Source organism: Embleya sp. NPDC050493, from assembly GCF_044458105.1.
Classification (GTDB): Bacteria; Actinomycetota; Actinomycetes; order Streptomycetales; family Streptomycetaceae; genus Embleya.
Window position 1 is genome coordinate 708,980 of sequence record NZ_JBITHP010000002.1, and the last position, 24,957, is coordinate 733,936.

At 69.0% G+C, this 24,957-nt stretch carries 22 protein-coding genes and 1 tRNA gene; 19 read left to right on the plus strand and 4 right to left on the minus strand.

Features of this window, described 5'->3' with window-relative positions:
• Window positions 1-86 precede the first annotated feature (86 nt).
• Complete coding sequence (pyk, locus tag ACIBM5_RS06395) at window positions 87-1,511, plus strand: pyruvate kinase (protein ID WP_391583064.1); 1,425 nt, start codon at window positions 87-89, stop codon at window positions 1,509-1,511.
• Window positions 1,512-1,562: 51 nt separating this feature from the next.
• Here the strand turns inward: pyk and ACIBM5_RS06400 are convergent, their stop codons facing one another.
• Entirely contained in the window at window positions 1,563-2,327 is a 765-nt protein-coding gene (locus ACIBM5_RS06400; RefSeq protein WP_396005674.1) for a helix-turn-helix domain-containing protein, read from the minus strand.
• 83 nt (window positions 2,328-2,410) lie between these two features.
• A tRNA-Leu gene (locus tag ACIBM5_RS06405) sits at window positions 2,411-2,496 on the minus strand.
• A 102-nt stretch (window positions 2,497-2,598) separates the two neighbouring features.
• On the opposite strand from ACIBM5_RS06405, the gene ACIBM5_RS06410 reads away from it, so the two are divergent.
• From ACIBM5_RS06410 to ACIBM5_RS06435, 6 genes are all read left to right on the plus strand, one after another.
• On the plus strand, window positions 2,599-3,219 hold the full coding sequence (locus ACIBM5_RS06410) for an ANTAR domain-containing response regulator (protein WP_391582584.1): 621 nt from the start codon (window positions 2,599-2,601) through the stop codon (window positions 3,217-3,219).
• Between the two features lie 284 nt (window positions 3,220-3,503).
• Window positions 3,504-4,721: a branched-chain amino acid ABC transporter substrate-binding protein gene (locus ACIBM5_RS06415; RefSeq protein ID WP_396005675.1), complete on the plus strand. Its 1,218-nt coding sequence runs from the start codon at window positions 3,504-3,506 to the stop codon at window positions 4,719-4,721.
• Window positions 4,722-4,822: 101 nt separating this feature from the next.
• Window positions 4,823-5,746: a branched-chain amino acid ABC transporter permease gene (locus ACIBM5_RS06420; protein WP_391582582.1), complete on the plus strand. Its 924-nt coding sequence runs from the start codon at window positions 4,823-4,825 to the stop codon at window positions 5,744-5,746.
• Window positions 5,743-7,164 (plus strand): branched-chain amino acid ABC transporter permease, encoded by a 1,422-nt coding sequence (locus tag ACIBM5_RS06425; protein ID WP_391582581.1) that lies wholly within the window; start codon window positions 5,743-5,745, stop codon window positions 7,162-7,164. Before ACIBM5_RS06420 ends, ACIBM5_RS06425 begins: the two co-directional genes overlap by 4 nt.
• Window positions 7,161-8,081: an ABC transporter ATP-binding protein gene (locus ACIBM5_RS06430; RefSeq protein WP_396005676.1), complete on the plus strand. Its 921-nt coding sequence runs from the start codon at window positions 7,161-7,163 to the stop codon at window positions 8,079-8,081. Before ACIBM5_RS06425 ends, ACIBM5_RS06430 begins: the two co-directional genes overlap by 4 nt.
• A gap of 77 nt (window positions 8,082-8,158) precedes the next feature.
• On the plus strand, window positions 8,159-8,863 hold the full coding sequence (locus ACIBM5_RS06435; protein ID WP_391583063.1) for an ABC transporter ATP-binding protein: 705 nt from the start codon (window positions 8,159-8,161) through the stop codon (window positions 8,861-8,863).
• 65 nt (window positions 8,864-8,928) lie between these two features.
• Here ACIBM5_RS06435 and ACIBM5_RS06440 read toward each other — a convergent pair whose 3' ends face one another.
• A complete protein-coding gene (locus tag ACIBM5_RS06440) occupies window positions 8,929-9,357 on the minus strand; it encodes a hotdog fold thioesterase (RefSeq protein ID WP_396005677.1) in 429 nt (142 codons plus the stop codon).
• A gap of 55 nt (window positions 9,358-9,412) precedes the next feature.
• Here ACIBM5_RS06440 and polA point away from each other — a divergent pair, with 55 nt between their 5' ends.
• The 4 genes from polA (at window position 9,413) to ACIBM5_RS06460 (ending at window position 14,841) form a co-directional block, all read left to right on the plus strand.
• A complete protein-coding gene (gene polA, locus ACIBM5_RS06445) occupies window positions 9,413-12,151 on the plus strand; it encodes a DNA polymerase I (RefSeq protein WP_396005678.1) in 2,739 nt (912 codons plus the stop codon).
• A gap of 119 nt (window positions 12,152-12,270) precedes the next feature.
• Entirely contained in the window at window positions 12,271-13,479 is a 1,209-nt protein-coding gene (locus ACIBM5_RS06450; RefSeq protein WP_396005679.1) for a lytic transglycosylase domain-containing protein, read from the plus strand.
• A 126-nt stretch (window positions 13,480-13,605) separates the two neighbouring features.
• Window positions 13,606-13,743: a hypothetical protein gene (locus ACIBM5_RS06455; protein ID WP_391582576.1), complete on the plus strand. Its 138-nt coding sequence runs from the start codon at window positions 13,606-13,608 to the stop codon at window positions 13,741-13,743.
• A gap of 69 nt (window positions 13,744-13,812) precedes the next feature.
• Window positions 13,813-14,841 (plus strand): DUF3068 domain-containing protein, encoded by a 1,029-nt coding sequence (locus ACIBM5_RS06460; protein WP_396005681.1) that lies wholly within the window; start codon window positions 13,813-13,815, stop codon window positions 14,839-14,841.
• A 3-nt stretch (window positions 14,842-14,844) separates the two neighbouring features.
• Here the strand turns inward: ACIBM5_RS06460 and ACIBM5_RS06465 are convergent, their stop codons facing one another.
• Complete coding sequence (locus ACIBM5_RS06465) at window positions 14,845-15,711, minus strand: class I SAM-dependent methyltransferase (protein ID WP_391582574.1); 867 nt, start codon at window positions 15,709-15,711, stop codon at window positions 14,845-14,847.
• Between the two features lie 279 nt (window positions 15,712-15,990).
• On the opposite strand from ACIBM5_RS06465, the gene rpsA reads away from it, so the two are divergent.
• The 8 genes from rpsA (at window position 15,991) to coaE (ending at window position 24,894) form a co-directional block, all read left to right on the plus strand.
• On the plus strand, window positions 15,991-17,478 hold the full coding sequence (gene rpsA, locus ACIBM5_RS06470; protein ID WP_391582573.1) for a 30S ribosomal protein S1: 1,488 nt from the start codon (window positions 15,991-15,993) through the stop codon (window positions 17,476-17,478).
• 232 nt (window positions 17,479-17,710) lie between these two features.
• Window positions 17,711-18,991: an MFS transporter gene (locus tag ACIBM5_RS06475; RefSeq protein WP_396005682.1), complete on the plus strand. Its 1,281-nt coding sequence runs from the start codon at window positions 17,711-17,713 to the stop codon at window positions 18,989-18,991.
• A complete protein-coding gene (locus tag ACIBM5_RS06480; RefSeq protein WP_396005683.1) occupies window positions 18,981-20,030 on the plus strand; it encodes a hypothetical protein in 1,050 nt (349 codons plus the stop codon). The genes ACIBM5_RS06475 and ACIBM5_RS06480 overlap by 11 nt, the downstream gene beginning before the upstream one ends.
• 375 nt (window positions 20,031-20,405) lie before the next feature.
• Window positions 20,406-20,969 (plus strand): phosphatase PAP2 family protein, encoded by a 564-nt coding sequence (locus ACIBM5_RS06485; RefSeq protein WP_396005684.1) that lies wholly within the window; start codon window positions 20,406-20,408, stop codon window positions 20,967-20,969.
• Window positions 20,970-20,972: 3 nt separating this feature from the next.
• Window positions 20,973-21,947: a decaprenyl-phosphate phosphoribosyltransferase gene (locus ACIBM5_RS06490; protein ID WP_396005685.1), complete on the plus strand. Its 975-nt coding sequence runs from the start codon at window positions 20,973-20,975 to the stop codon at window positions 21,945-21,947.
• Entirely contained in the window at window positions 21,940-23,325 is a 1,386-nt protein-coding gene (locus tag ACIBM5_RS06495; RefSeq protein ID WP_391582568.1) for an FAD-binding protein, read from the plus strand. Before ACIBM5_RS06490 ends, ACIBM5_RS06495 begins: the two co-directional genes overlap by 8 nt.
• A 47-nt stretch (window positions 23,326-23,372) precedes the next feature.
• On the plus strand, window positions 23,373-24,128 hold the full coding sequence (locus tag ACIBM5_RS06500; RefSeq protein ID WP_391582567.1) for a decaprenylphospho-beta-D-erythro-pentofuranosid-2-ulose 2-reductase: 756 nt from the start codon (window positions 23,373-23,375) through the stop codon (window positions 24,126-24,128).
• A 166-nt stretch (window positions 24,129-24,294) separates the two neighbouring features.
• Window positions 24,295-24,894 carry a dephospho-CoA kinase gene (gene coaE, locus ACIBM5_RS06505; protein WP_391582566.1) on the plus strand — a complete coding sequence of 200 codons (600 nt, stop codon included), beginning with the start codon at window positions 24,295-24,297 and terminating at the stop codon, window positions 24,892-24,894.
• The last annotated feature ends 63 nt before the right edge of the window (window positions 24,895-24,957 follow it).

Genomic DNA, 24,957 nt, shown 5'->3' on the forward strand with positions numbered 1-24,957 from the left:
GCGGCGCCCTTTCCGCATGCTGGAAAAGCGCCATATACCGGACGCGGGTACGGCTTACCCGGCGGTAGGAACTAGGCTCTGTGACCATGCGTCGAGCCAAAATTGTCTGCACCCTGGGCCCTGCCACCAATTCGTATGAACAGATCCGCACGCTGGTCGACGCAGGCATGGATGTAGCCCGCTTCAACCTCAGCCACGGCGCCTACGCCGAGCACGAGGAGCGTTATCACCGCGTCCGTCGGGCATCCGACGAATCCGGTCGCAGCGTCGGCATCCTCGTCGACCTCCAAGGCCCCAAGATCCGCCTGGAGACCTTCGCCGAAGGCCCCGTGCTCCTGGAGCGCGGCGACGAGTTCACGATCACGACCGAGGACGTCCCCGGCGACAAGCACGAGGTCGGCACCACCTACAAGGGGCTGACCGCCGACGTCACCAAGGGCGAGCGGATCCTCATCGACGACGGCCGGGTCACCCTGGAGGTCGTCGACGTCGAGGGCCCGCGCGTGCACACGATCGTCATCGAGGGCGGGATGGTCTCCGACCACAAGGGGCTCAACCTCCCCGGTGTGGCCGTGAGCGTCCCCGCACTGTCCGAGAAGGACATCGAGGACCTCAAGTGGGGCCTCGCCCTCGGTGCCGACATGATCGCGCTGTCCTTCGTGCGCGCCGCGAAGGACATCGAGGACGTCCACAAGATCATGGACGAGGTCGGCGTCCGACTCCCGGTGATCGCGAAGATCGAGAAGCCGCAGGCGGTGGACAACCTCGAGGAGATCGTCCACGCCTTCGACGCCATCATGGTCGCCCGCGGCGACCTGGGCGTCGAGATGCCGCTGGAGGCCGTGCCGATCGTGCAGAAGCGCGCGATCACACTGGCCCGGGCCAACGCCAAGCCCGTCATCGTCGCCACCCAGATGCTCGACTCGATGATCAGCGCCTCGCGCCCCACCCGGGCGGAGGCGTCCGACGTCGCCAACGCCGTCCTGGACGGCGCGGACGCGGTCATGTTGTCGGGCGAGACCTCGGTCGGCAAGTACCCGATCGAGACCGTCAAGACCATGGCACGGATCGTGGTCGCGGCGGAGGACTCCACCGCGATGCGGGAGGAGATCCGCAGCATCGCCGGCCCGCGCACGCAGGGCGGGGTGATCGCGAAGGCCGCGATCGAGATCGCCGAGCGCCTGGACGCCAAATACCTGGTCGCGTTCACCCAGAGCGGTGACACGGGCCGCCGGTTGTCCCGGTACCGCTCGATGATCCCGATGCTGGCCTTCACCCCCGAACCCGCCGTGCGCAGCCGCCTGGCGCTCACGTGGGGCCTGGAGACCTTCCTCGGCCCGCTGTGCAGCCACACCGACGAGATGGTTCGTCAGGTCGACGCGGCGCTCCTGGCCATCGGCCGCTGCAAGAAGGGCGACCTGGTCGTGATCACGGCCGGCTCCCCGCCCGGTGTTCCCGGCTCCACCAACCTGATCCGCCTGCACCACATAGGGGATCTGCCGACCGAGTGACACTCGGCCGCGACGCCGACGGCCCGCCACCCTTTCGAGGGCGGCGGGCCGTCAGTATTTGGGGCCGATATGCCGATCCATGAGCGCGACGGAGGATCGGCGGGCGACCGAGAGAAGGTTCCGTCGGGCGAATTTCCACTCGACACCGAGTTCGTCCAGCGTCGTTGTGAGGATGTGCATGATGTCGAGGGACTCGTTGGCGAAGAGGTAGCGCGGGTACTCGTAGCGCTTGCGTTCACCGGCGACCATGCGGGTGGTCCAGTTCATGTTGCGGCAGCCGTCGGAGTGGATCAGGCCGCGGACGAGGGCCCAGGGCTCGGCCCGGACGATGTCCTGCTGCCAGGGTTCGAGGACGATCGGCCGCTCGTGCTTGCGGCCGGGGCCGTGTTGGGGGAACAGGCATGGCCAGTGTTGCGAGTAGCGCTTGACGTCCTTGCACCCCTGCCGGGGTACGAAGCTCGGCGGGGAGCCGGGCAGAACCCGGGTGATGGCATTCGCGCACTCCTGCATCAGGCCGGGCCAGGCGTTCGCGCACGAGATGGAAAGGGAGTGGGAGCGAGGGTGCGCCACGATGTGGCCGTCGCCGAGGTAGAGGCCGAGGAGGTAGGCGTACGCCCGATGATCGACGCCGACGTCGTGGCATCGGAAGCAGGGGGCTCCGCGTCGCGCGGGGAGTTCGCCACGGCGAAAGCGTTCCATGTGCAGCCAGTAGCCCACGGTTCCTTTGGGAACGCACAACCTACGAGCCACATCGGCGTTGGAGATGCCTGCTTGCAGCAGAGAGAGTGCCTGGCGGCGCAGATCCGGATCATTCATGGGACCTACGGTGCGCCGCCGGCGCCTATCGATACATATGTTCGAGTCGACGTCACTCGAACGAGTGTTCCCTGAGGATGCACTGGTACCGGGTGCGGGATTCGAACCCGCAAGCCCTTTCGGGCAGATGGGTTTGAGCCATCCGCGTATGCCATTCCGCCAACCCGGCAGGTCAGGATGGTCTTGGTGCCCCAAAACCCCCTGCTAGGAGAACACCATACCGTGTCTCGGTACCCTCGTGTCCGCACCATTTCCCTGATCGAGGAGCGACGTGACCGCCGCCACGCAGCCGCCCGCCGCATCGCAGGACAGCCGCCGCGCCCGTGTCGTCATTGCCGAGGACGAGGCGCTGATCCGGCTCGATCTGAAAGAGATGTTGGAGGAAGAGGGGTACCACGTCGTCGGGGAGGCCGGGGACGGGCAGCGCGCCGTGGAGTTGGTCCACGAGTGTCGGCCCGACCTGGTCATCCTCGATGTGAAGATGCCGATACTGGACGGGATTTCGGCTGCCGAGCAGATTGCCCAGGCGCGGCTGGCGCCGGTGTTGATGCTGACCGCCTTCTCCCAGCGCGAGCTGGTCGAGCGGGCCCGGGACGCCGGTGCGATGGCGTATCTGGTCAAGCCGTTCACCAAGGGCGATCTCGTCCCGGCGATCGAGATGGCCGTCTCGCGGTACACCGAATTGGCCGCCCTGGAGCGTGAGGTCGGCGATCTCACCCAGCGGCTGGAGACGCGCAAGCTGGTGGACCGGGCCAAGAGCGTGCTCCAGGAGAAGTACGGGATGTCCGAGCCCGAGGCGTTCCGCTGGATTCAGAAGGCCTCGATGGATCGCCGGATGTCGATGCGCACCGTGGCCGAGGTCGTCGTGTCCGGAGGCGACGTCGCCGACTGACCCAGCCGTACCCATACCCCAACGAACCCGTCCGGTTGCTGGCAAACCGGACGGGTTCGTTGTTTTTCCGGCACCCGATGATCATATTTGATCACTTTGGACCGTAAGAATTCGTTCACTGTTTCTTTTGGATTACATCTGGTTACGGGCGCATCACATCTCAGTCGGCGGACTGCCGCTGCCCTTCCCGCCGGACTACATTCCGGGCACCGCATGTTCATCGCGGTTTGTGAAGGCGCCCCGATGCGGGCTCCGAACTTTTTCTACAAGGGTTGGGGTTTGCTGTGCTCAAGCGACGCGTGATCAAAATCGCGCTGCCCATCGCGGCAGCGGCACTCGTGCTTTCCGCGTGCGGCAGTGACGATGACGACGACAAGAAGAAGGACGGTGGCAGCACCGCCCCCGGCAACAGCGGTGGCGGTAACAAGCCGACCTGGACGATAGGTTTCCAAGCGGGGCTCTCGGGGGAGAATGCCCAGCTTGGCATCAACGAAGAGAACGGCGCTCGGCTTGCCGTCGAGCAGGCCAACGCGAAGGGCGATCTTCCCTTCACGCTCAAGTTCAAGACCTCGGACGACGAGGCGTCGGAGACCAAATCGGTCTCCGCGGCGCAGAAGCTGATCGACGACAACAACGTTGTTGCCGTCGTCGGCCCCGCCTTCTCCGGCCCCACCAAGGCCGCGTCGCCGAACTACGCCAAGGCGAAGCTCGCCACGGTGTCCCCGTCGGCGACCAACCCTTCCCTGACGAACGCGGAGAACAATTTCACCGCGTTCCTGCGCGGCGCGCCGAACGACAACGCGCAGGGCGGCGGGATGGCGAAGTACCTGTCGAAGAAGCTTCAGGTCAAGAAGGTCTTCGTCGTCGACGACAAGACCGAGTACGGCGTGGGTCTGTCGAAGGTCGCCAAGGACGAGCTGACCAAGGCCGGTGTCCAGGTCGTCTCGGACAGCGTGCCGAAGGCGACCCCGGACTACGGTCCGATCTCCACGAAGATCAAGAACTCCGGCGCGGACGCCATGATCTACGCGGGCTACTACCAGGACGGCGCGCCGTTCGCGAAGAAGCTCAAGGAGGCCGGGTTCACCGGTCCCAAGTTCTCCGGTGACGGCACCAACGACTCGCAGTTCGTCTCGCTCGCCGGGGACGCCGCGAACGACTGGTTCCTGACCTGCCCGTGCGCCGACGCGAACGTCGAGGCGGCCACGAAGCAGTTCACCGAGGACTACAAGAAGCGCTTCAACACGAACCCGAGCACCTACTCGGCGGAGTCGTTCGACATCGCCAACCTGGTGATCGACCAGATGAAGTCGTTCGGCGCGGAGAAGATCACCCGCGAGGCGATGCTCACCAAGCTCAAGGGTGCGTCGTACAAGGGTCTGACCAAGACCTTCAAGTTCCAGCCGAACGGTGAATTCGACGGCGCGACCACCTTCATCTACCAGGTGAAGGGCGGCAAGATCGGCTACATGGGCGACATCGACCAGCTCGTGGGCGGCTGACCCGTCAATCGGGGCGGCGCTACCTGACGATCGGGCCCGGGTCTTCCCGGAGTTTTCGGGAAGACCCGGGCCCGTCCGGTTTTCTTGAGGAAGCTTTCCTTATGCAACCTGATGAAATCCTGGATTACCTTATTCCAGGGATCATGCTCGGTGCGTTGTACGCGGTGATCGCCATCGGCTATACCCTGGTCTATGGCGTTCTGCAACTCATCAACTTCGCGCACAGCGAAGTCTTCATGGTGGGCGCCTATTCGGCGTTGCTCGCCTTGACCTGGATCGACCCGAGCAGCAATCCGACGACGTTCATGTCGGTGTTGTTGGTCGCGGCCGGTCTGGCCGTTTCCGGTACCGCCGGCGCGGCCACGGCCTTTACGCTCGAAAAAGTCGCGTACAGACCACTCAGACGCAGGAACGCGCCGCGCCTTGCGTTCCTGATCAGCGCGATCGGGGCGTCCTACTTCCTGCAGAACCTGGCAGGGAAGTTGTTCGGTCGCGACTCGCGCGCACTGCCGACGGTGTTCGAGAACAAGAAGGTCTTCTCGGTCTTCGGCACCCAGGTCACCATCCTGCAGCTGCTCATCGTTTGTGCGGCCGTGCTGATGATGGTCGGCCTGGACTACCTGGTGAACCGCACCAAGCTGGGCTCGGGTATCCGGGCGGTGGCGCAGGACGCCGAGACGGCGGGCCTGATGGGTGTGGACATCGACAAGGTGATCTCGCGGACGTTCATCATCGGCGGGTTCATGGGCGGTATCGCCGGCTTCCTGTTCGGCCTGCACCTGCAGCTGTCGTTCACGATGGGCTTCCTGCCCGGCATCACCGCGTTCGCGGCGGCCGTGGTCGGCGGGGTCGGCAACATTCGCGGCGCGATGATGGGCGGCATGCTGCTCGGCATCGTCGAGAGCTTCTCGTCGCCCATCTTCGGTGAGTCGTGGCGGTACGTCAGTGCCTTCGCGGTGCTGGTCCTGGTGCTGATGTTCCGGCCGACCGGCATCCTGGGCGAGCGCTTGGGGAGGTCGGCGTGACCACGACGACGAAGGAACGCGATCTCGCGCCGACCGGGTCGGCGCTGGCCAAGCTGCGGCGCAAGCGCTGGTATCAGCAGCCGATGTTCGGCCGACTGGTCGGGACCGTCGCCGCGGCCGTGCTGCTGGACGTGATGAGCGGTCCGCAGGGCAGCCGCGAGGACGTGTTCTTCTCGCTGGACAAGACCCTCGGGTCGATGCGTCTGGTGTGGTGGGTCCTCGGCGCGGTGGTGTTGTGGGCCGTCCTGGAGTTCGCCAAGCCGCTGTACAACCGTCATCTGGCGACGAGCGTGGGCCCGCTGGAGCGTTTCCACGCGCCGGTGACCGGTCCGGTGAAGGGGCTGATCGCGCAGACCCGGGCGACCTCGGCGAATCTGCGTCGGATCATCTGGGTCCGGATCGGCTTCTCGGTCGTGGTGATCGGCCTGCTGATCCTGCTGCCGAACGTGCTGTCCACCTTCTGGAACCAGGTCCTGGTCAACGAGGTGGCGATCTACGTCCTGCTCGCGATCGGTCTGAACGTGGTGATCGGCTGGGCGGGTCTGTTGGACCTGGGCTTCATCGCGTTCTTCGCGATCGGCGCGTACAGCACGGCGTACTGGACCGGCGCGATGCCGGTGGATCCGCCGTTCACGCTGAACGCGTTCCTGGTGATCCCGGTCGCGGTGGCCACGTGTCTGCTGGCCGGGCTGTTGCTCGGCGCGCCGACGCTGCGGCTGCGCGGTGACTACCTGGCGATCGTGACGCTGGGCTTCCACGAGATCATCTATCTGATCGCCAAGAACGCGGACGGGTTCACCAACGGTCCGCGCGGGGTCCAGGGCATCTCGAACTTCGGGGTGCACGTCGGTCCGATCGACTACGACTGGGAACTGGATCCAGTGCCTTACTGGTACCTGCTGATCGGTATCGCGACGGTCCTGATCATCGCGTTCCTGCGGTTGGAGCACTCCCGGGTCGGTCGGGCCTGGACCGCGATCCGTGAGGACGAGGTGGCCGCGTCGGCCACCGGCGTGCCGACGGTGAAGTTCAAGTTGATGGCGTTCGCGATCGGCGCGTCCACGTCCGGCATCGCCGGTGTGGCGTACGCGAGCAAGGCCCGGTTCATCAGTCCGGAGAGCTTCCTGCTGCTGTTCTCGGTGCTGGTGGTGGCGTACGTCATCTTCGGCGGCATGGGTTCGCTGTGGGGCGTCATCATCGGCACGGCGTTCCTGGCCTGGCTGCCGCAGTACATGAAGGACTGGGTCAACCCGAACGACCGATTCATGTACCTGGGCGCGTTGTTGATCATCATGATGATCTACCGCCCGCAGGGCCTGATTCCCTCGGTTCGGCGCAAGCGCGAGTTGAGCATGGCCAAGGCGGGTCTCGGCGACGCGGATGCGATGTCGGAGCCGGCCGGCGGGAGGATGACGTGAGCATCACCACGACGAAGGCGGACGACCGGCCGCGGGTGGACCCCGAGGACCAGGTCATGCGGGTGCGCGGGGTCACGCTGCGCTTCGGCGGCCTGGTGGGTCTGTCCGACGTGGCGTTGGACCTGCACCGGGGCGAGATCCTCGCGGTGATCGGCCCCAACGGTGCGGGCAAGACGTCGTTGTTCAACTCGTTGACCGGGATGTACGTCCCGCAGGAAGGCAGCATCGTGCTGCGCGACCGGGCGGGTGGCGAGCATTCCCTCAAGGGCCGCAAGCCGCACCTGGTGAACCGGCTGGGCGTGGCCCGTACGTTCCAGAACATTCGTCTGTTCGGCGCGCTCACCGCGTTGGAGAACGTGAAGATCGCGGCGGAGACCCGGCAGAAGGCCGGGCCGGTGTCGATCATGCTGGGCCTGCCGAACGCGCGTCGCGAGGATCGCGAGAGCGACCAGCGGGCGCTGGAGCTGCTGCACTTCGTGGGCCTGGACGGGCTGCTCAACGAGTTGGCCGCGTCGCTGTCGTACGGCCAGCAGCGCAGCCTGGAGATCGCCCGCGCGCTGGCCACCGATCCGCAGGTGCTGCTCCTGGACGAGCCGGCGGCGGGCACCAACCCGACCGAGAAGCTCGAGCTGGAGGTGTTGATCCGCCGGATCAACCGCGAGCTGGGCATCAGCGTGCTGCTGATCGAGCACGACATGCGTCTGGTGATGTCGGTCGCGGACCGGGTCACGGTGCTCAACTTCGGCAAGGTGATCGCGTCCGGCTCGCCGGCCGAGGTGCAGCGCAATCCCGAGGTCGTCGCGGCCTATCTGGGGGCCGAGATGGCCGCCGAGATGGTCGCGGCCTCGGACGCCGAGGCGGCGAACGGGTCGGACGGTACGGTCCCCGCGCAGCGGGACGGGGAGGAGCAGCGATGAGCGCCGCCGAGTCCAAGGGCGCGGATGCGGTCGGGCTGACCAAGCCGGCCGCGACCGCGACGACGCCGCGGAAGAAGATGCTGGAGCTGGACGATCTGCACGTGTTCTACGGCGCCATCCAGGCGTTGAAGGGCGTGCACATCGAGGTGAACGAGGGCGAGATCGTGGCTCTGCTCGGTGCCAACGGCGCGGGTAAGACCACGACGCTGCGCACCATCTCGGGGTTGCTGACGCCGCGCGAGGGCGAGGTGCGCTGGCGGGGCGAGCGGATCGACGGGGTGCCCGCCCACCATGTGGTGGGGCTGGGCATCGGGCACTCTCCGGAGGGTCGTCGGGTGTTCCCGGCGATGACCGTCACGGAGAACCTGAACATGGGTGCCTACCGGTTCAAGTCGGTGCCCAGGGCCGAGCTGGATCGGGTGTTCGAGTTGTTCCCGCGGTTGGCCGAGCGGCGTACCCAGCTCGCGGGCACGCTGTCGGGTGGCGAGCAGCAGATGCTGGCGATCGGGCGGGCGTTGATGGGGCAGCCGAAGCTGCTGCTCCTGGACGAGCCGTCGATGGGTCTGGCGCCGCTGATCGTGGCGCAGATCTTCGACATCATCCGGGAGATCAACGAGCAGGGCACCACGGTGTTGCTGGTCGAGCAGAACGCGGCGCAGGCGTTGCGCCTGGCCCATCGCGGCTATGCGCTGGAGACCGGTTCGGTGGTGTTGTCCGGTCCGGCCGATCAGCTGTTGTCGGATCCGAAGGTGCGCGAGGCGTATCTGGGCGAGGGCGCTTAGCCCGGTGCCGCGCGGCGGAGGGGGTCGGCCCCTTCGCCGCGCGGTGTCGCGTGCGGGGTCGGGGTTCAGGCGCGCTTGATCATGCAGCTCAGGCGTGCGGTGCAGACCCGCTTGTCGTCCTCGTCGGTGATCACGATCTCGTAGGTGGCCAGCGACCGGCCCAGGTGTACGGGGGTTGCCACGCCGGTGACCAGGCCGGACTTGGCCGAGCGGTGGTGGGTGGCGTTGATCTCGATGCCCAGGGTGATCGCGTCCTTGCCCGCGTGCAGCGCGGAGCCCACCGAGCCGAGGGTCTCGGCCAGGACGCAGGATGCGCCGCCGTGCAGCAGGCCGTAGGGCTGGGTGTTGCCCTCGACCGGCATGGTGGCGACCAGCCGCTGGGCGGAGGCTTCGACGAATTCGATCCCCATGCGGTCGGAGAGGGTCTTTCGGGTGCCCATGTTCATGAAGGCCAGGACCTCGTCGAGGTTGGGCTGCGGGGTCTGGTCGGGCATGGGGTGCTCCTCCGGATACATGGTTGTGTCGGCCTGACAGCCTAGGATCGCGGTCGTGGCAGCGACTCAGACCCCCCAGACCTCCGTTCCCGCCGGTTCCCGGCCGCGACTTCTGCTCCTCGACGGGCATTCGTTGGCATATCGGGCGTTCTATGCGCTCAAGGAAGCGTCGATGAGTACCGCGACGGGCCAGCCGACCCAGGCGGTCTACGGGTTCACGTCGATGCTGGTGAACGTGTTGCGCGACGAGGCGCCGACCCATCTGGGTGTGGCGTTCGACGTGTCCCGGCAGTCGTTTCGCACCGAGGAGTTCCCGGACTACAAGGCGAACCGGTCGGAGACTCCGGAGGAGTTCAAGGGCCAGGTCGAGCTGATCGTCGAGGAGCTGCACGCGATGGGCGTGCCCACCTTGCGGGTGGCGGGCTTCGAGGCGGACGACGTGATCGCCACGCTGGCGACCCGGGCCGCGGCCGAGGGCTTCGAGGTGTTGATCCTCACCGGTGACCGGGACGCGTTGCAGTTGGTCACGCCGGACGTCACGGTGCTGTATCCGATGATGGGTGTGAGCAAGCTGCACCGGTTCACCCCGGAGGCGGTCGAGGAGAAGTACGGGTTGACCCCGGCGCAGTATCCCGACTTCGCGGCGCTGCGCGGCGACCCGAGCGACAACCTGCCGGGTATTCCGGGGGTGGGTGAGAAGACGGCCGCGAAGTGGATTCGCGAGTTCGGTTCGTTCGCCGATCTGATGGAGCGCGCGGACGAGGTCAAGGGCAAGGCCGGGCAGAACCTGCGCGACCACCTGGACAACGTGAAGTTGAACCGGCGGCTGACCGAGCTGGTGCGCGAGGTGGAGCTGGAGGTGACGCCGGCCGATCTGGAGCGCAAGCCGTTCGACCGGGCGGCGATCGAGGTGGTGCTGGACACGCTGGAGTTCCGCAACGCCAACTTCCGGGATCGGCTGTGGGCGGTGGATCCGGGTCTGGTGCCCGAGGTGATCGAGGCGGAGCCGGGTTTCGAGCTGGACACCACGGTGGTCGAGCCGGGCGGGCTGACCGCGTGGTTGGAGGAGCACGCGTCGGGTGCGGGGCGGACCGGGCTCGCGGTGGAGGGTTCGTGGGGGCGCGGGACGGGCGAGGTCAAGGGCCTGGCGTTCGCGGCGGCGGACGGTGCGGCGGCGTTCATGGACCCGTTGGGCATGGACGAGAACGACGACGCGGCGTTGGCGGCCTGGTTGGCGGATCCGCAGCGGACCAAGGCGGTGCACGACGCGAAGGGTCCGATCCTGGCGTTGGCCGCGCACGGCTGGGCGCTGTGGGGGGTGACCAGCGACACCGCGCTGGGCGCGTATCTGGTGTTGCCCGGTCAGCGCTCGTTCGCCCTGGAGACGCTGGTCGAGCGGTTCCTGGGCCGTGAGTTGAAGCTGGATCAGAGCGGCTCGGGGGACGGCCAGCTCGCGCTGGACATGTCGGATCAGGAGGACGCGGAGCCGGGTGCGGCGCTGATGTTGGCCGCGCGGGCGGTGGTGGACCTGGCCGCGGCGTTGGACGTCGAACTGGCCGCCAAGGGTGGCCTGGAACTGCTCCAGGACATGGAGTTGCCGCTGCTGCCGGTGCTCGCGCAGATGGAGCAGTTCGGCATCGCGGCCGATCTGCCCTACCTGGAGTCGCTTCAGGAGCAGTTCGCGGCGGCGGTGAAGCAGGCGACCGAAGAGGCGCACGCGGCGGTGGGCCACGAGTTCAATCTGGGTTCGCCCAAGCAGTTGCAGGAGATCCTGTTCAACGAGCTGGGCCTGCCCAAGACGAAGAAGATCAAGACCGGTTTCACCACCGACGCGGACGCGTTGACCTGGCTGGCCGCCCAGACCGACAACGAACTCCCGGTGATCCTGCTGCGGCACCGCGACCAGACCCGGCTGCGCACCACGGTCGAGGGTCTGATCAAGACGGTCGCGGACGACGCGCGCATCCACACCACGTTCAACCAGACGGTGGCGGCCACGGGCCGGTTGTCCTCGCAGGATCCGAACCTGCAGAACATTCCGATCCGGACCGAGGAGGGGCGGCTGATCCGGCGCTCGTTCGTGGTCGGCGCGGGCTTCGAGGGGTTGTTGACCGCGGACTACAGCCAGATCGAGCTGCGGATCATGGCCCACCTGTCCCAGGACGCGGCGCTGATCGAGGCGTTCACCTCGGGTGAGGACCTGCACTCGACGATGGCCGCGCAGGTGTTCTCGGTGGCCCCGGAGGCGGTGGACCACGCGCTGCGCAGCAAGATCAAGGCGATGTCGTACGGACTGGCGTACGGGCTCTCCGCGTTCGGCCTGTCCCAGCAGTTGGACATCGAACCGGCCGAGGCGCGCGGCCTGATGGAGACCTACTTCGAGCGTTTCGGCGGGGTGCGCGACTACCTGCACAAGGTGGTCGAGGAGGCCCGGCAGACCGGTTACACCGAGACCGTGTTCGGCCGCCGGCGTTACCTGCCGGACCTGACCAGCGACAACCGGCAGCGCCGCGAGATGGCCGAGCGGATGGCGTTGAACGCGCCGATCCAGGGTTCGGCGGCGGACATCGTCAAGGTCGCGATGCTCAAGGTGGATCGGGCCATGCGGGACGAGAAGTTGGCCTCGCGGATACTGCTCCAGGTCCACGACGAACTGGTCCTGGAGGTGGCGCCGGGCGAGCGGGAGCGGTTGGAGGCGCTGGTGCGTCGGGAGATGGCCGGCGCGTATCCGCTGCGCACTCCGCTGGACGTCTCGGTCGGTTTCGGGCCGAACTGGGAAGACGCGGGTCACTGATCGTGAACCGGTGTGCCGTGGGGGTGGAGAGCCGGCCGAAGCCGGCATAGGTTCGCACGGGTCACCGGTGTACGACACCGGCCGACAGAGTCGAACTTGCGCACAGAGGGGGGAGCTTCGTGGAAGAGGCCGAGTCGGGGCCCGATCCGCAGAAGCCGGGCACGCCGGACGAGGTCGCGGTCGAGTCGGCGGCGGAGTCGATATCCGCCGCCGCTCCCGCGCCGAAGCCGGCGTCCGAGGTGCCGGCGACGGCGGGCGCGGCACAGGCGCCGGAGCGGCGCAGACGGATCCTGAATCCGTGGCTGGGCAGTGCGGCGGCGATCCTGGTGGTGCTGGCCTGCGGTGCGGCGGTGCAGTCCCCGTTCACCATGGTCACCGCGCACCGGGTGCCCACGTCGGACCTGCCGCGGTTGTCCGATCCGGCGCCGGCCGACGGCACGTCGGCGAACGGCGGCGGGCCGAGCCACTTCGAACTGCCGCCGCCGGTCGTGCCGGCCGCGTTGCCGGGCGCGCCGGCCACGTCCGCGCCGGCCACCGCTCCCGCTTCCGGGACGCCGACCGCGTCGGCGGGCACGCGGGGCACCACCGCGACCGGCACCGGCGGCATCCCGCAGACGGTGCTGCTGGCCTATCAGCAGGCGGCCTCCAACCTGGCCCGGATGGATCCGGGCTGCAAGCTGCCGTGGACGCTGCTCGCGGGCATCGGCCGGGTCGAGTCGGAGCACGCGTACGGCGGCAACGTGACCGTGGACGGCACGGCGGTCACCCCGATCCTGGGCCCGCGGCTGGACGGTGGCCCGTGGGCGCGGATCACCGACACCGACGGCGGTCGCTACGACTTCGACACCGAGTTCGACCGCGCGGTGGGCCCGATGCAGTTCATCCCGTCCACGTGGCAGAGCTGGGGTATGGACGGCAACCGGGACGGCCGGATCAACCCGCAGAACGTCTTCGACGCGACCCTGACCGCGGGCCGCTACCTGTGCGCGGGCACCCGGGACCTGTCCACCGGCGCGGGACTGAACGCGGCGATCCTCTCGTACAACCATTCCACCGAGTACGTGCGCAACGTGATGTCCTGGATGACGTACTACGCGACCGGCGCGCGGTCCGTCCCGGACGCGCGGCAGCCCCCGGCGAAGCAGACTCCGACGCCGAAGCAGACCACCACCAAGCCGACGCCGAACAAGCCGGCGAGCAGCCCGGCGACGAGCCGGTCGGTGAGCGCGTCCGGTTCGGTGGCGCCCTCGACGTCGGCCGCGACACCCGACCCGGGGGATTCGGCGAACGCGTCCGCCACGACGTCGGAGACCGCTCCCGCGCGATAGCCGTGCCCGGTGGTCGGAATCCACCGGGCAGGAAACGGGAACCTGTTCTCGTTATTTGCTACCGTGCCCCATCGTCGACCGTCCGGTGCGACGGCCGAGGCAGCAGCAGGAAGGTGGGACCGCCACATGCGTTCCTTCGCAGCGGTCGTGGTCGGGCTGCTCCTGGCGGTGGGAGCCGCGTTCGCGTTGAACGCGTGCGCCGTGGGTGATCCCGCGCCGGTGCACGAGCCGCTCCAGGTCACCAGCCCGCCCGCGCACCCCTGACCCGGATGCGGCGTTCCCGAGCGGCGGCGCGAATCCGTACCCGGTTCCATCGTCAAGGGGTCCACCTCGATGCGTCGTAAGTCCGGTTTGATCCTGCTGGTCGCGGCAGTGTTCTGCGTGGCCATGGCGCCGCTGCTGCGCGAGTTCGTCTTCCCGAAACTGGTCGCCGAGGCGCTGGCGGGCGAGGACGCCTACCGGGTCGTGGTGCTGGACGCGAACAACGCCACCCTCCTGGGCGCGCCCGAGGGGCCGGGCAAGGCCAAGGTCACCGCGATCCAGACGATCCGACCGGACGCGAAGGCGGCCGAGGGCGGCACGGTGGTGTGGGACCTGAACCTGGCCGTGCTGGACAGCACCGGCAAAGTGGTCACCCAACTCCCCGAACGCTACGCGTTCGAGGCGGCCGGCCAGATTCCCCGGAACTGCTGCGGCGAATCGGTCGACGGCGCCCCCGCCGCGCACACCGGGCTCGCCTACAAGTGGCCGTTCTTCACCGGCAAGCGCGACTACAACTACTACGACTCACAGGCGCACAGCGCGAACGTGATCTCGTACAAGGGCACCGAGAAGCGCGGTGGGCTGCGGACCTACCGCTTCGAGCAGGAGGTGCCGTGGATGAAGATCCCGATGCCCAAGCAGCTCCCGGGCGGCCTGGACCCGGTCGCGATCGAGAAGGAGGGCATGCAGCTCTGGTACACCGCGACCCGCAAGATGTGGGTCGAGCCGGTCACCGGCATCCCGGTGTACGTGGAGGAGACCCGCAAGGAGGAACTGCGCACCTCCCCGCCCGCCGACGACCCGAACGCCAAGCCGGTGGTCACCAAGGTCTTCGAGGGCACGTTCATCCCCCGCCCGGCGTGGTCGGAGAAGCTGATCGCCGACGCCAGGAGCCACAGCGAGAAGCTCCGCGCCGTCCACGACACCATCCCCCTGGCCCTGCTGGTGCTCGGCGTCGTCCTCTTCCTGCTCGCCGTGGCGCTGCAATTCGTCGCCGACCACAAATCCCGCCCGAAGCCGTCCCCCGCCCGGCCGACCGAGGACACCACCGGGACCGACGCGGCCCGGGCCACGCCGGTGGCCGGCGAGGTCACCCGTTAGCGATCAGTCCTTGTCGCACACGAAGATCGCGGTGCCCGGCAACAGCCGGCCGCGCAGCGGGCTCCAGCCGCCCCAGACCGACTCCAGGTCCTGCGGCCATTCCGGTTCCACGAGGTCGGTGAGGCGAAAGCCCGCGCCGACCACCTCGCGTACCCGGTCGCCCAGCGTGCGGTGCTGCTCGACGTAGGTCGCCCGTCCGGTGTGGTCCTGCTCCACGTACGGCGTCGTGTCGAAGTAGGAGGTCACCGCGGTCAGCCCGGCCGGCCCCGGCTCGTCGGGGAAGGCCCAGCGCACCGGGTGGGTGATCGAGAAGACCCAGCGCCCGCCCGGCCGCAACACCCGGAACACCTCGCGCATGATGCCCGCGCCGTCCGGGCTGAACGGCAGTGCGCCGTACGCGGAGAACGCCAGGTCGAAGCTCGCGTCGGCGAACGGCAGTCGCGCCGCGTCGGCCTGCACCACCGGCACCCGGGTGCCGTGCTCGGCGTCCAGCCGCCGCGAATGCTGGAGCTGACGCAGGGACAGGTCCAGCGCGATCGGGAAGGCGCCGCGCGCGAGCAGCCGGCGCGAACACTGCGCCGCACCCGCGCCGACCTCCAGGACGGTGCGCCCCTGGACCGGGCCCAGCAGCTCGGCGCGGTCCTCGTCCAGCCCCTCCGGGCACCATGTGAAGCGCGCGTCGCCGAGGAAGTCGCCGTGCTCGACCTGGTACTCGTCGGCGTTCGCGTCCCACCACTGCCGGCCCGCCCGCACGCTCTCCACCAGGCCCACCTTGCGCCGCACCGCGTCGTCGCCGTCGTCGAGTTCGTCCGGGTCGACGTACCGCGCCGCGAGGGACGCGTGCGGGTCGTGGGAAGTGGGGCGGTTCACAGGGCTCCAGACACTGCGGGCGGGCACGGACGCGCGTAGGGTACTCCCTTCGGGACGTCCCGGTTGACCCCATGCATCCCGTGCGCGTTGACCGCACCCGGTCGGCCCCGTATGCTGCAAGTTGCGCCGCGGGCCTGCGTGAACTCAGACGGAGCAGGTCGCGCTCACCTTTGTCGATCCCACGCCATCCTCTTGCATGGTCGCGGGCGTCGGGGGCGAAACCGGGTCCACAAGCGTGTTTGAAAACGACTTCTGTCCGTACCCGGAGCCCTTACCCACATGACGAGCAGCACCGAGGCCACGCCCAGCACCACCCCGCAGGTGGCGGTCAACGACATCGGCTCCGAGGAAGACTTCCTCGCAGCGATCGATGAGACGATCAAGTACTTCAACGACGGCGACATCGTGGATGGCGTGATCGTCAAGGTCGACCGGGACGAGGTCCTGCTCGACATCGGTTACAAGACCGAAGGCGTCATCCCGTCCCGCGAGCTTTCCATCAAGCACGACGTGGACCCCCACGAGGTTGTCACTGTCGGTGACCACATCGAGGCCTTGGTTCTCCAGAAGGAGGACAAGGAAGGCCGCCTGATCCTCTCGAAGAAGCGGGCTCAGTACGAGCGCGCTTGGGGCACCATCGAGAAGATCAAGGAAGAAGACGGCATCGTCACCGGTACCGTCATCGAGGTCGTCAAGGGTGGTCTCATCCTGGACATCGGCCTCCGCGGCTTCCTCCCGGCCTCGCTGGTCGAGATGCGTCGTGTGCGTGACCTCCAGCCGTACGTGGGCAAGGAGCTCGAAGCCAAGATCATCGAGCTGGACAAGAACCGCAACAACGTGGTCCTGTCCCGCCGTGCCTGGCTCGAGCAGACCCAGTCCGAGGTGCGTCAGACCTTCCTCACGACCCTGCAGAAGGGTCAGGTCCGCACGGGCGTCGTGTCCTCGATCGTCAACTTCGGTGCGTTCGTGGACCTCGGCGGCGTCGACGGTCTCGTGCACGTCTCCGAGCTGTCCTGGAAGCACATCGACCACCCGTCCGAGGTTGTCGAGGTCGGCCAGGAAGTCACCGTCGAGGTCCTCGACGTGGACATGGACCGCGAGCGCGTCTCCCTGTCGCTGAAGGCGACCCAGGAAGACCCGTGGCAGCAGTTCGCCCGGACGCACCAGATCGGTCAGGTCGTTCCCGGCAAGGTCACCAAGCTCGTTCCGTTCGGTGCGTTCGTCCGCGTGGACGAGGGCATCGAGGGCCTGGTGCACATCTCCGAGCTGGCCGAGCGCCACGTGGAGATCCCGGAGCAGGTCGTCCAGGTCGGCGACGAGATCTTCGTCAAGGTCATCGACATCGACCTCGAGCGTCGCCGCATCAGCCTCTCGCTGAAGCAGGCCAACGAGGCGTTCGGCGCGGACCCGGCCACGGCCGAGTTCGACCCGACCCTCTACGGCATGGCCGCGACGTACGACGACTCGGGCAACTACATCTACCCCGAGGGCTTCGACCCGGAGACCAACGACTGGCTCGAGGGCTTCGACAAGCAGCGCGAGGAGTGGGAGAAGCAGTACGCCGACGCCCAGGCGCGCTTCGAGTCGCACCAGCAGCAGGTCGTCAAGGCTCGCGAGGCCGAGGCGGAGGCCGTGGCCGGCGAAGCCGCCGGCGCGTACTCCTCGGGCGGTGACGACGAGGTCGAGGCCGACACCACCGGTGGCGCCCTGGCCTCCGACGAGGCGCTCGCCGCGCTCCGCGAGAAGCTGGCCGGCGGCCAGAGCTGACCTCGGTCGGCCCCGCCGAAGCAGTGCTCGATGTGATCCGCCGGTAGCGATACCGGCGGATGCAAAGGCCCCACCCCCCCTCGGGGAGGTGGGGCCTTTCGGCTTTCCCGGTGCGAGAGCACGAACGGGACTAGGGTCTGTTTCCAGTCCCGCGTCGTGGTGCTCGGTGGGATCGAAGAACAGGCCCCGGGGGTCGGGGGCGGTTGCACGGCAGCCTGGGGAGGGTGCGGGGGTGTACCTCTCGTCGGGTCGTCCGGAAGCGGCGAGCGAGGCGGTTTCCGCGCGGCCCGTGTCCGGAGCCGGTGCGGTGGTCACCGGCAACGTGATCGCGCTCGGCATGGTCAGCCTGGTCACCGACGTCTCCTCGGAGATGGTCACCGCCGTGATGCCGGTCTACCTGGTCACCGGCCTGGGCCTGACCATGCTGCAATTCGGCTTCCTGGACGGCCTGTACTCCGGCGTCACGGTCTTCCTGCGGCTGGTCGGCGGGCACCTCGCCGACCGGTTCGCCGCGCGCAAGCGGGTTGCCGTGGCCGGCTACGGGATGTCCGCGGTCGCCAAGCTCGGACTGCCGCTGGTCGGTGCCTCGGTGCCGGGCATCGGCGCGGTGCTGGCGGCCGACCGGGCGGGCAAGGGGCTGCGCACCGCCCCCCGGGACGCGCTCATCTCACTCTCCAGCAGCCCGCAGGCGCAGGGGCGTGCGTTCGGCGTGCACCGTGCGCTGGACACCGTCGGCGCGTTCACCGGGCCGCTCGTGGCGTTCGCCATCCTGGCCGCGGTGGGCACCGCCTACGACGCGGTGTTCGTGGTGAGCTTCTGCGTGGGCCTGGTCGGTGTCGCGATGCTGGTGCTGTTCGTGCGCGACCACCGCGACCCGATCGAGCAGCGGCCCGGATGGCGGGACGGACTGCGGCTGTTGCGGGATCGGCCCTATCGCCGGTTGTGCGCGGTCGCGGCCGTGCTCGGCCTGGTCACGGTCAGCGACGCCTTCGTCTACCTGCTGCTCCAGCACCGACTGGAGATCGAGCCGCACTGGTTCCCTCTGCTTCCCCTGGGCACCGCCGGGGTCTACCTGGTGCTCGCGCTGCCGCTGGGCAGGCTCGCCGACCGGGTGGGCCGGCGGCGGGTGTTCCTGGCCGGGCACGGCGTGCTGCTCGCGGCGTACCTGCTGCTGGGCGGTCCGCTCGGCGGGGTCGGGTTGCTGATCTCGGTGCTCGCGCTGCACGGGGTGTTCTACGCGGCCACCGACGGCGTGCTCTCGGCGGCGGTGGGCGCGCGGTTGCCGGCGTCGGGCCGGGCCGGCGGGCTGGCGGTCGTGCAGACCGGGCAGGCCGCGGGTCGGTTCGCGTCCTCGATGATCTTCGGCGCGCTGTGGACCGGGTGGGGGCCGGCCGGCGCGATCCGGATCCTGGCCGTCGCACTCGCGGTGGCCCTACTCGGCTCCGCGCTCGCCCTCGCGGGTGGCCGGATGCGCGCGGCGGGCCGGGTCGAGGAGGTGGCCGATGTCCGTTGACGCACCGGTGAAACCGGCCCTGACCAGGGGGCGGATCCTGATCTTCGGGCTGGTTCTGATCCTGCTCGCGGGGATCGCGATCGGATACACGGTGTACGCGGTCAAGCGCGAGGACGACCGGCTGCACGGCGGCTCCGGCACCGCGCCGGGCGGGCCGCCGCTGACCCTGGTCGGGGCGCCGCGGCTGCTGTTCCGCAGCACCGAGTCGGGCCCGGGGTACGGCCGGCTGGCCACCGTCGCGGCCGGCGATCCCGGTGGGCCGCGCACGGTGGGCGAGCGCTCCTGCGATCGGGTCTACGCGGCCGGCGGCACCGCGGTCTGCCTGGCCACCGAGGGCGGGATCACCAGGACCAACGTGGCGCTGGTCCTGGACGCGAACCTGCGCCAGGTGCGCCGGGTCGAACTGGCGGGCACGCCCAACCGGGCGCGCGTGTCGGCCTCGGGCCGGATGGCCTCGTGGACGGTGTTCGTCTACGGCGATTCGTACGCGTCGATGACGTTCTCCACCCGGACCTCGATCCTGGACACGCACACCGGTGCCATGGCGGCGAACCTGGAGGACTTCACCACCACCCGGGACGGCAAGGAACTCAAGTCGCCCGATCGCAACTTCTGGGGCGTCACGTTCACCGCCGACGACAACACCTTCTACGCCACGCTGTCCACCAACACCTCCGGCCGCACCTACCTGGTCCGCGGCGACCTGCGGGCCCGCACCATGACGGTGCTGCGGGAGAACGTCGAGTGCCCCTCGTTGTCCCCGGACGGCACCCGCCTGGTGTTCAAGAAGAAGGTCTCGCAGAGCACCCGCAACCCGTGGCGCCTGCACGTGCTCGACCTGGCGACGATGCGCGAGACACCGCTCGCGGAGACTCGCAGCGTGGACGACCAGGCGGTCTGGCTGGACGAGCGCACGGTCGGCTACGCGCTGGCGACCGGGGCGGGCGCGGCCACCGACGTGTGGTCGGTGCCGGCCGACGGGGGCGGCGCGCCGGCGCGCATCGTGGCGGGCGGGTTCTCCCCGGCGCCGCTGCGCTGACCCCCCCGTGTGCGTGCCGGGCCCGGTCCCAGGACGCGCTTGTGCATCGGCCCGGCATCGCGCAGGCTGCGGGTCTGCCACAGTTCCGTCACGAAAGGCCGCCCGGCGCACGGGCGCGGCCACCCGTTTGACAACGTCTGACCAGGAACGAAGAGGTATCGCGCGAGCGCGGTCACCTCGCGCCGGGGGCGGTGGTCGCCGGGGCGGCGCGGCGAAGGGCCCATGCTCGGTTCGCGTACCCTGACTCATTGGTGCCATGCGCCGGGCTCGTATGGAAGTGGCCCGTGTGGCGGTCGGGACGACCGCCGAAGCACGCAGGCCCCCGGACTTCGGGGCAGGGCGCCCATTCGACGTGCAGCAGGAATGAGGATATCGATGGCCTTTGGTGGGGCGTTCGCCACCGGGCAGGTAGTCAAGACGGTCGGCGCGTCCGACGTCGCCCTGTACCGCGGAGTACGCGGACGCACCGGTCATCCGGTCGTCCAGCGCACGAGCAAGGCGCTGTCGTTCGCCGGCGAGCACGCGGGTGTCTGGCTCGCGGCCGGCCTGGTCGGCGCGGCCGTGGACCGCGGTCGTCGGCACGAGTGGCTGCGGGCCACCGCCACGGTTGCCGGCGCGCACGCGGCCAGCATGGTGGTCAAGCGCGTCGTGCGCCGTCCCCGGCCTGCCATACCGGGCCTGGAGCCGACGGTGCGCACCGCGGGCCGACACAGCTTCCCGTCCTCGCACTCGGTGTCCTCTGCCGCCGCCGCCGTGGCGTTCCACGGCCTGTTGCCCACCGCGGTCACGGGTACGGCCGCCGCTGCGACGTGTTTCTCGCGGCTCGTCGTGGGCGTCCACTATCCGTCCGACGTGGCCGCCGGCGCGACCATGGGTCTCGCCGCCGGCGGCTTGGGTCGAGCCTGGGCCCGTCGCGCACAGCGTCCGAAAGGGTTCTGAGTCTTGAGTACATCCGAAATCGAATCGCCACTCGATGCGCGCGAGGCCGCGGTCGCCACCGCGACCGCGTCCGCGGTCGAGGCACCGACGCGGCCTCCGCGCGGTGGACTCGCGGGTGGCCTGCTGAAGTTGGCCCGGCCCAAGCAGTGGGTCAAGAACGTGCTCGTGTTCGCCGCGCCGCTCGCGGCCGGGCGGTTGGACGAGGGCTACGTCCTCGGCCACACCGCGATCATGTTCATGCTGTTCTGCCTGGCGGCTTCGGCGATCTACTACGTCAACGACGCGTTCGACGTCGAGGCCGACCGTGAGCACCCCACCAAGCGCAACCGCCCGATCGCCTCCGGCGTGGTGCCGGTCAAGCTGGCGTGGGTGCTGGGGCCGATCCTGGGCATCGCCGCGGTCGTACTCGGGGTGTTGCTCTGCAACCCCGGGACCGCGCTCGTGCTGGGCCTGTACGTGGTGCTCAACGTCGCGTACTGCTTCTCGTTCAAGCACGTGGTCGTGCTCGACCTGGCCATGGTCGCCTCGGGCTTCCTGTTCCGGGCGATGGCCGGCGGTACCGCGTCCGAACTGCCGCTGTCGCGCTGGTTCCTGCTGACGGCGGGCTTCGGGTCGTTGTTCATGGTCGCGGGCAAGCGCTACTCGGAGATGGTCCTGATGGGCGAGGAGGCGGCCAAGACGCGCGCCTCGCTGGCCAATTACTCGATCACCTACCTGCGCTTCGTGTGGCAGATGGCGGTCTCGGTGACGCTGCTCACCTACTCCCTGTGGGCATTCCAGATCCCCGAGGGCGATTCCACGCTGGCCTGGCACCAGTTGTCGCTGATCCCGTTCGGATTCGCGTTCCTGCGCTACGCCGTCTACGTCGACGCCGGAACCGCGGGATCCCCCGAGGACGTTCTTCTCAGGGACAAGGTCCTCGTCGGCCTTGGCTTCGCCTGGCTTCTCACCTTTGTTCTGGGAGTTTTCCATGTCTGACGGCCCGTCGGCCGACGCACGCCCCACCGCTCGGCGGGTAAGCCTGAACGGTTGGGGACGCACCGCCCCCTCCTTCGCCGACGTCGTGCGCCCCACCACCCGCGACCAGGTCGCGACCGCCCTGGGGCAACGCACCTCGCGCGGGGTGATCGCCCGCGGCCTGGGCCGCTCGTACGGCGACCCGGCACAAAACGCCGGCGGCACCGTCCTGGACATGACCGGCCTCGACCGCATCCTCGCGGTGGACCTGGAGCGCGGCCTGGTCACCTGCGAGGCCGGGGTGAGTCTGGACCGGCTGATCGAACTGTTCGTGCCGTTCGGCTTCTTCGTGCCGGTCACCCCGGGCACCCGGCAGGTCACCGTGGGCGGCGCGATCGGCGCGGACGTGCACGGGAAGAACCACCACGCGGACGGCAGCTTCTGCAACCACGTGTCGTCCATCGACATGTTGATGGCCGACGGCACCGAACGCACGATCACCCCCGAGGGCGACCCGGAGCTGTTCTGGGCCACCGCCGGCGGCATGGGCCTGACCGGCCTGATCCTGTCCGCGACCATCCGGATGACGCCCATCGAGACCTCGCTCGCGTCGGTGGACACCGACCGGACGAAGAACCTCGACGAGGCCATGGCGCTGATGGCCGAGACGGACGAGAAGTACACCTACACCGTCGCGTGGCTGGACTGCCTGGCCAAGGGCCCCAACCTCGGCCGCTGCGTGCTCACCTGCGGCGAGTTCGCCGCGCTCGACGACCTGCCCGCGAAGAAGCGCCGGGACCCGCTGCGATTTCGCACCGGCTCGCTGCTGACCGTCCCGGACCTGGTGCCGGGTCGGCTGCCGAACAAGCTCACCATGGGCCTGTTCAACGAGCTGTGGTACCGCAAGGCGCCCAAGCACAAGGTCGGCCAACTGCAGTCGATCACCGGGTTCTTCCACCCGCTGGACCTGGTCCAGGAATGGAACCGGGTCTACGGGCGGACCGGCTTCCTCCAGTACCAGTTCGTGGTGCCGTTCGGGCGCGAGGACGGGCTGGTCAAGGCGGTCGAGACGATCAGTGCGCACGGCGCGCCCTCCTCGCTCACGGTGCTCAAGCGCTTCGGACCCGGCAACGAGGGCTTCCTGTCCTTCCCCAAGCCGGGGTGGACGCTGACCCTCGACTTCCCGACCAACACGCCCGGCCTGGCCCGGCTGCTCAAGCAACTCGACGAGATCGTGCTGACCAACGAGGGCCGGTTCTACCTCGCCAAGGACTCGCGGATGGACCCGGCCGACCTGGCCCGGATGTACCCGCGTCTGGAGCGGTTCCGCGAGGTGCGGGCCAAGGTCGACCCGGACGGGATCTTCGTCTCCGATCAGGCCCGCCGACTCGGGCTCTGACCCACCCCCCTTTCGTCTTCTCGTGAACCACTTGTGAAGGACACACCGTGAAAGACGCCCTGGGCGCACCGCAGTCCCTGCTCGTTCTCGGCGGCACCTCCGAGATCGCGCTGACCACGGCCCGCGCGATGGTCGCCGAGCGGGTTCGGCGGGTCGTGCTCGCCGGCCGCCCCTCCGCCGCGCTGGACACGGCCGCCGAACAGCTGCGCGGCCTCGGTGCGACGGTCGAGGTGGTCGGCTTCGACGCGGCCGAGACCGACGACCACGAGAAGACCGTCGACGAGGTCTTCGCCGCCGGTGACATCGACGTCGTGCTGCTCGCCTTCGGCGTGCTGGGCGACCAGGACGCGGACGAGAAGTCCCCGGCCGCCGCCGCGCGCGTCGCGCAGGTCAACTACGTGGGCGGCGTCTCGGCCGGGCTGGCCGCGGCCAACGCGCTGTCCCGGCAGGGCCACGGCGCGCTCGCGGTGATCTCGTCGGTGGCCGGCGAGCGGGCCCGCAAGTCGAACTTCATCTACGGATCCACCAAGGCCGGCCTGGACGCGTTCGCCCAGGGCCTGGGCGACAAGCTGCACGGCACCGGCGTGCACGTGATGGTCGTGCGGCCGGGCTTCGTGCGGACCAAGATGACCGAGGGCCTGCCGGAGGCACCGCTGGCCACCACGCCGGAGGCGGTCGCCGAGGCGATCGTCAAGGGCCTGCGCCGCAAGTCGTCCGTGGTCTGGGTCCCGGGCCAGTTCCGCTTCGTGATGTCCGCGCTGCGGCACGTGCCGCGGCCGATCTTCCGCAAGCTGAACATCTGACCCGCGGTCCCTACCTCCGACCCGCGGTTCGTCGCGGCCGAGCCCGTCCCGGTGTGTCCGGGGCGGGCTCCCGTGTGTGTGCGGGAGGCGTCCCCTTCTACCCTGGGGTCGCCTGGCCTACCGTGGCCCGGTTCTGGTCCACCCGAAGACGTACGAGGGGCGCGGCATGGGCAGCAGGGGCAACGTCGGGCTCACCGGTGGCATCGGCGCGGGCAAGAGCGAGGTGGCGCGGCGGCTCGCCGAGCTGGGCGCGGTGGTGATCGACTCGGACCGGATCGCCCGCGAGGTGGTGGCCCCGGACACGCCCGGGCTGGCGGCGGTGGTGGCGGAATTCGGCGAATCGGTGCTACTGCCGGACGGCTCGCTGGACCGCCCGGGCCTGGGCCGGATCGTCTTCGGTTCGCCGGAGCGGTTGGCCGCGCTCAACGCGATCGTGCACCCCCTGGTCGGGGCCCGGGCCGCGGAGCTGACGGCGGCGGCCGGCGACGATGCGGTGCTGGTCAACGACGTGCCGCTGCTGGCCGAGAACGATCTGGCGAAGCTGTACGACCTGGTCGTGGTCGTGGACGCCTCCCCGGAGACCCAGCTCGATCGGCTGGTCCGCCTGCGGGGCATGCCGGAGGCCGACGCGCTCGCCCGCATGGGTGCGCAGGCCACTCGGGCCGAGCGGTTGGCGATCGCGGATGTGGTGATCGACAACGACGGGCCGCTTTCGGCGTTGGAGCCGCAGGTGCTGGCGCTGTGGGAGCGGTTGACGGGTGACTGAGGGCGCGGCCGCGTCTCGGTCGGCCTTGGTCGGTGTACCCAGCCGCTCCACCCGTTGCGTTCG

Coding starts and splice junctions, on each gene's coding strand:
- ACIBM5_RS06460 (WP_396005681.1), top strand. CDS start 13,813: ATGCGTCGTAAGTCCGGTTTGATCCTGCTGGTCGCGGCAGTGTTCTGC.
- ACIBM5_RS06455 (WP_391582576.1), top strand. CDS start 13,606: ATGCGTTCCTTCGCAGCGGTCGTGGTCGGGCTGCTCCTGGCGGTGGGA.
- rpsA (WP_391582573.1), top strand. CDS start 15,991: ATGACGAGCAGCACCGAGGCCACGCCCAGCACCACCCCGCAGGTGGCG.
- coaE (WP_391582566.1), top strand. CDS start 24,295: ATGGGCAGCAGGGGCAACGTCGGGCTCACCGGTGGCATCGGCGCGGGC.
- ACIBM5_RS06400 (WP_396005674.1), bottom strand. CDS start 2,327: ATGAATGATCCGGATCTGCGCCGCCAGGCACTCTCTCTGCTGCAAGCA.
- ACIBM5_RS06440 (WP_396005677.1), bottom strand. CDS start 9,357: ATGCCCGACCAGACCCCGCAGCCCAACCTCGACGAGGTCCTGGCCTTC.
- ACIBM5_RS06435 (WP_391583063.1), top strand. CDS start 8,159: ATGCTGGAGCTGGACGATCTGCACGTGTTCTACGGCGCCATCCAGGCG.
- ACIBM5_RS06485 (WP_396005684.1), top strand. CDS start 20,406: ATGGCCTTTGGTGGGGCGTTCGCCACCGGGCAGGTAGTCAAGACGGTC.
- pyk (WP_391583064.1), top strand. CDS start 87: ATGCGTCGAGCCAAAATTGTCTGCACCCTGGGCCCTGCCACCAATTCG.
- ACIBM5_RS06480 (WP_396005683.1), top strand. CDS start 18,981: ATGTCCGTTGACGCACCGGTGAAACCGGCCCTGACCAGGGGGCGGATC.
- ACIBM5_RS06495 (WP_391582568.1), top strand. CDS start 21,940: ATGTCTGACGGCCCGTCGGCCGACGCACGCCCCACCGCTCGGCGGGTA.
- ACIBM5_RS06420 (WP_391582582.1), top strand. CDS start 4,823: ATGCAACCTGATGAAATCCTGGATTACCTTATTCCAGGGATCATGCTC.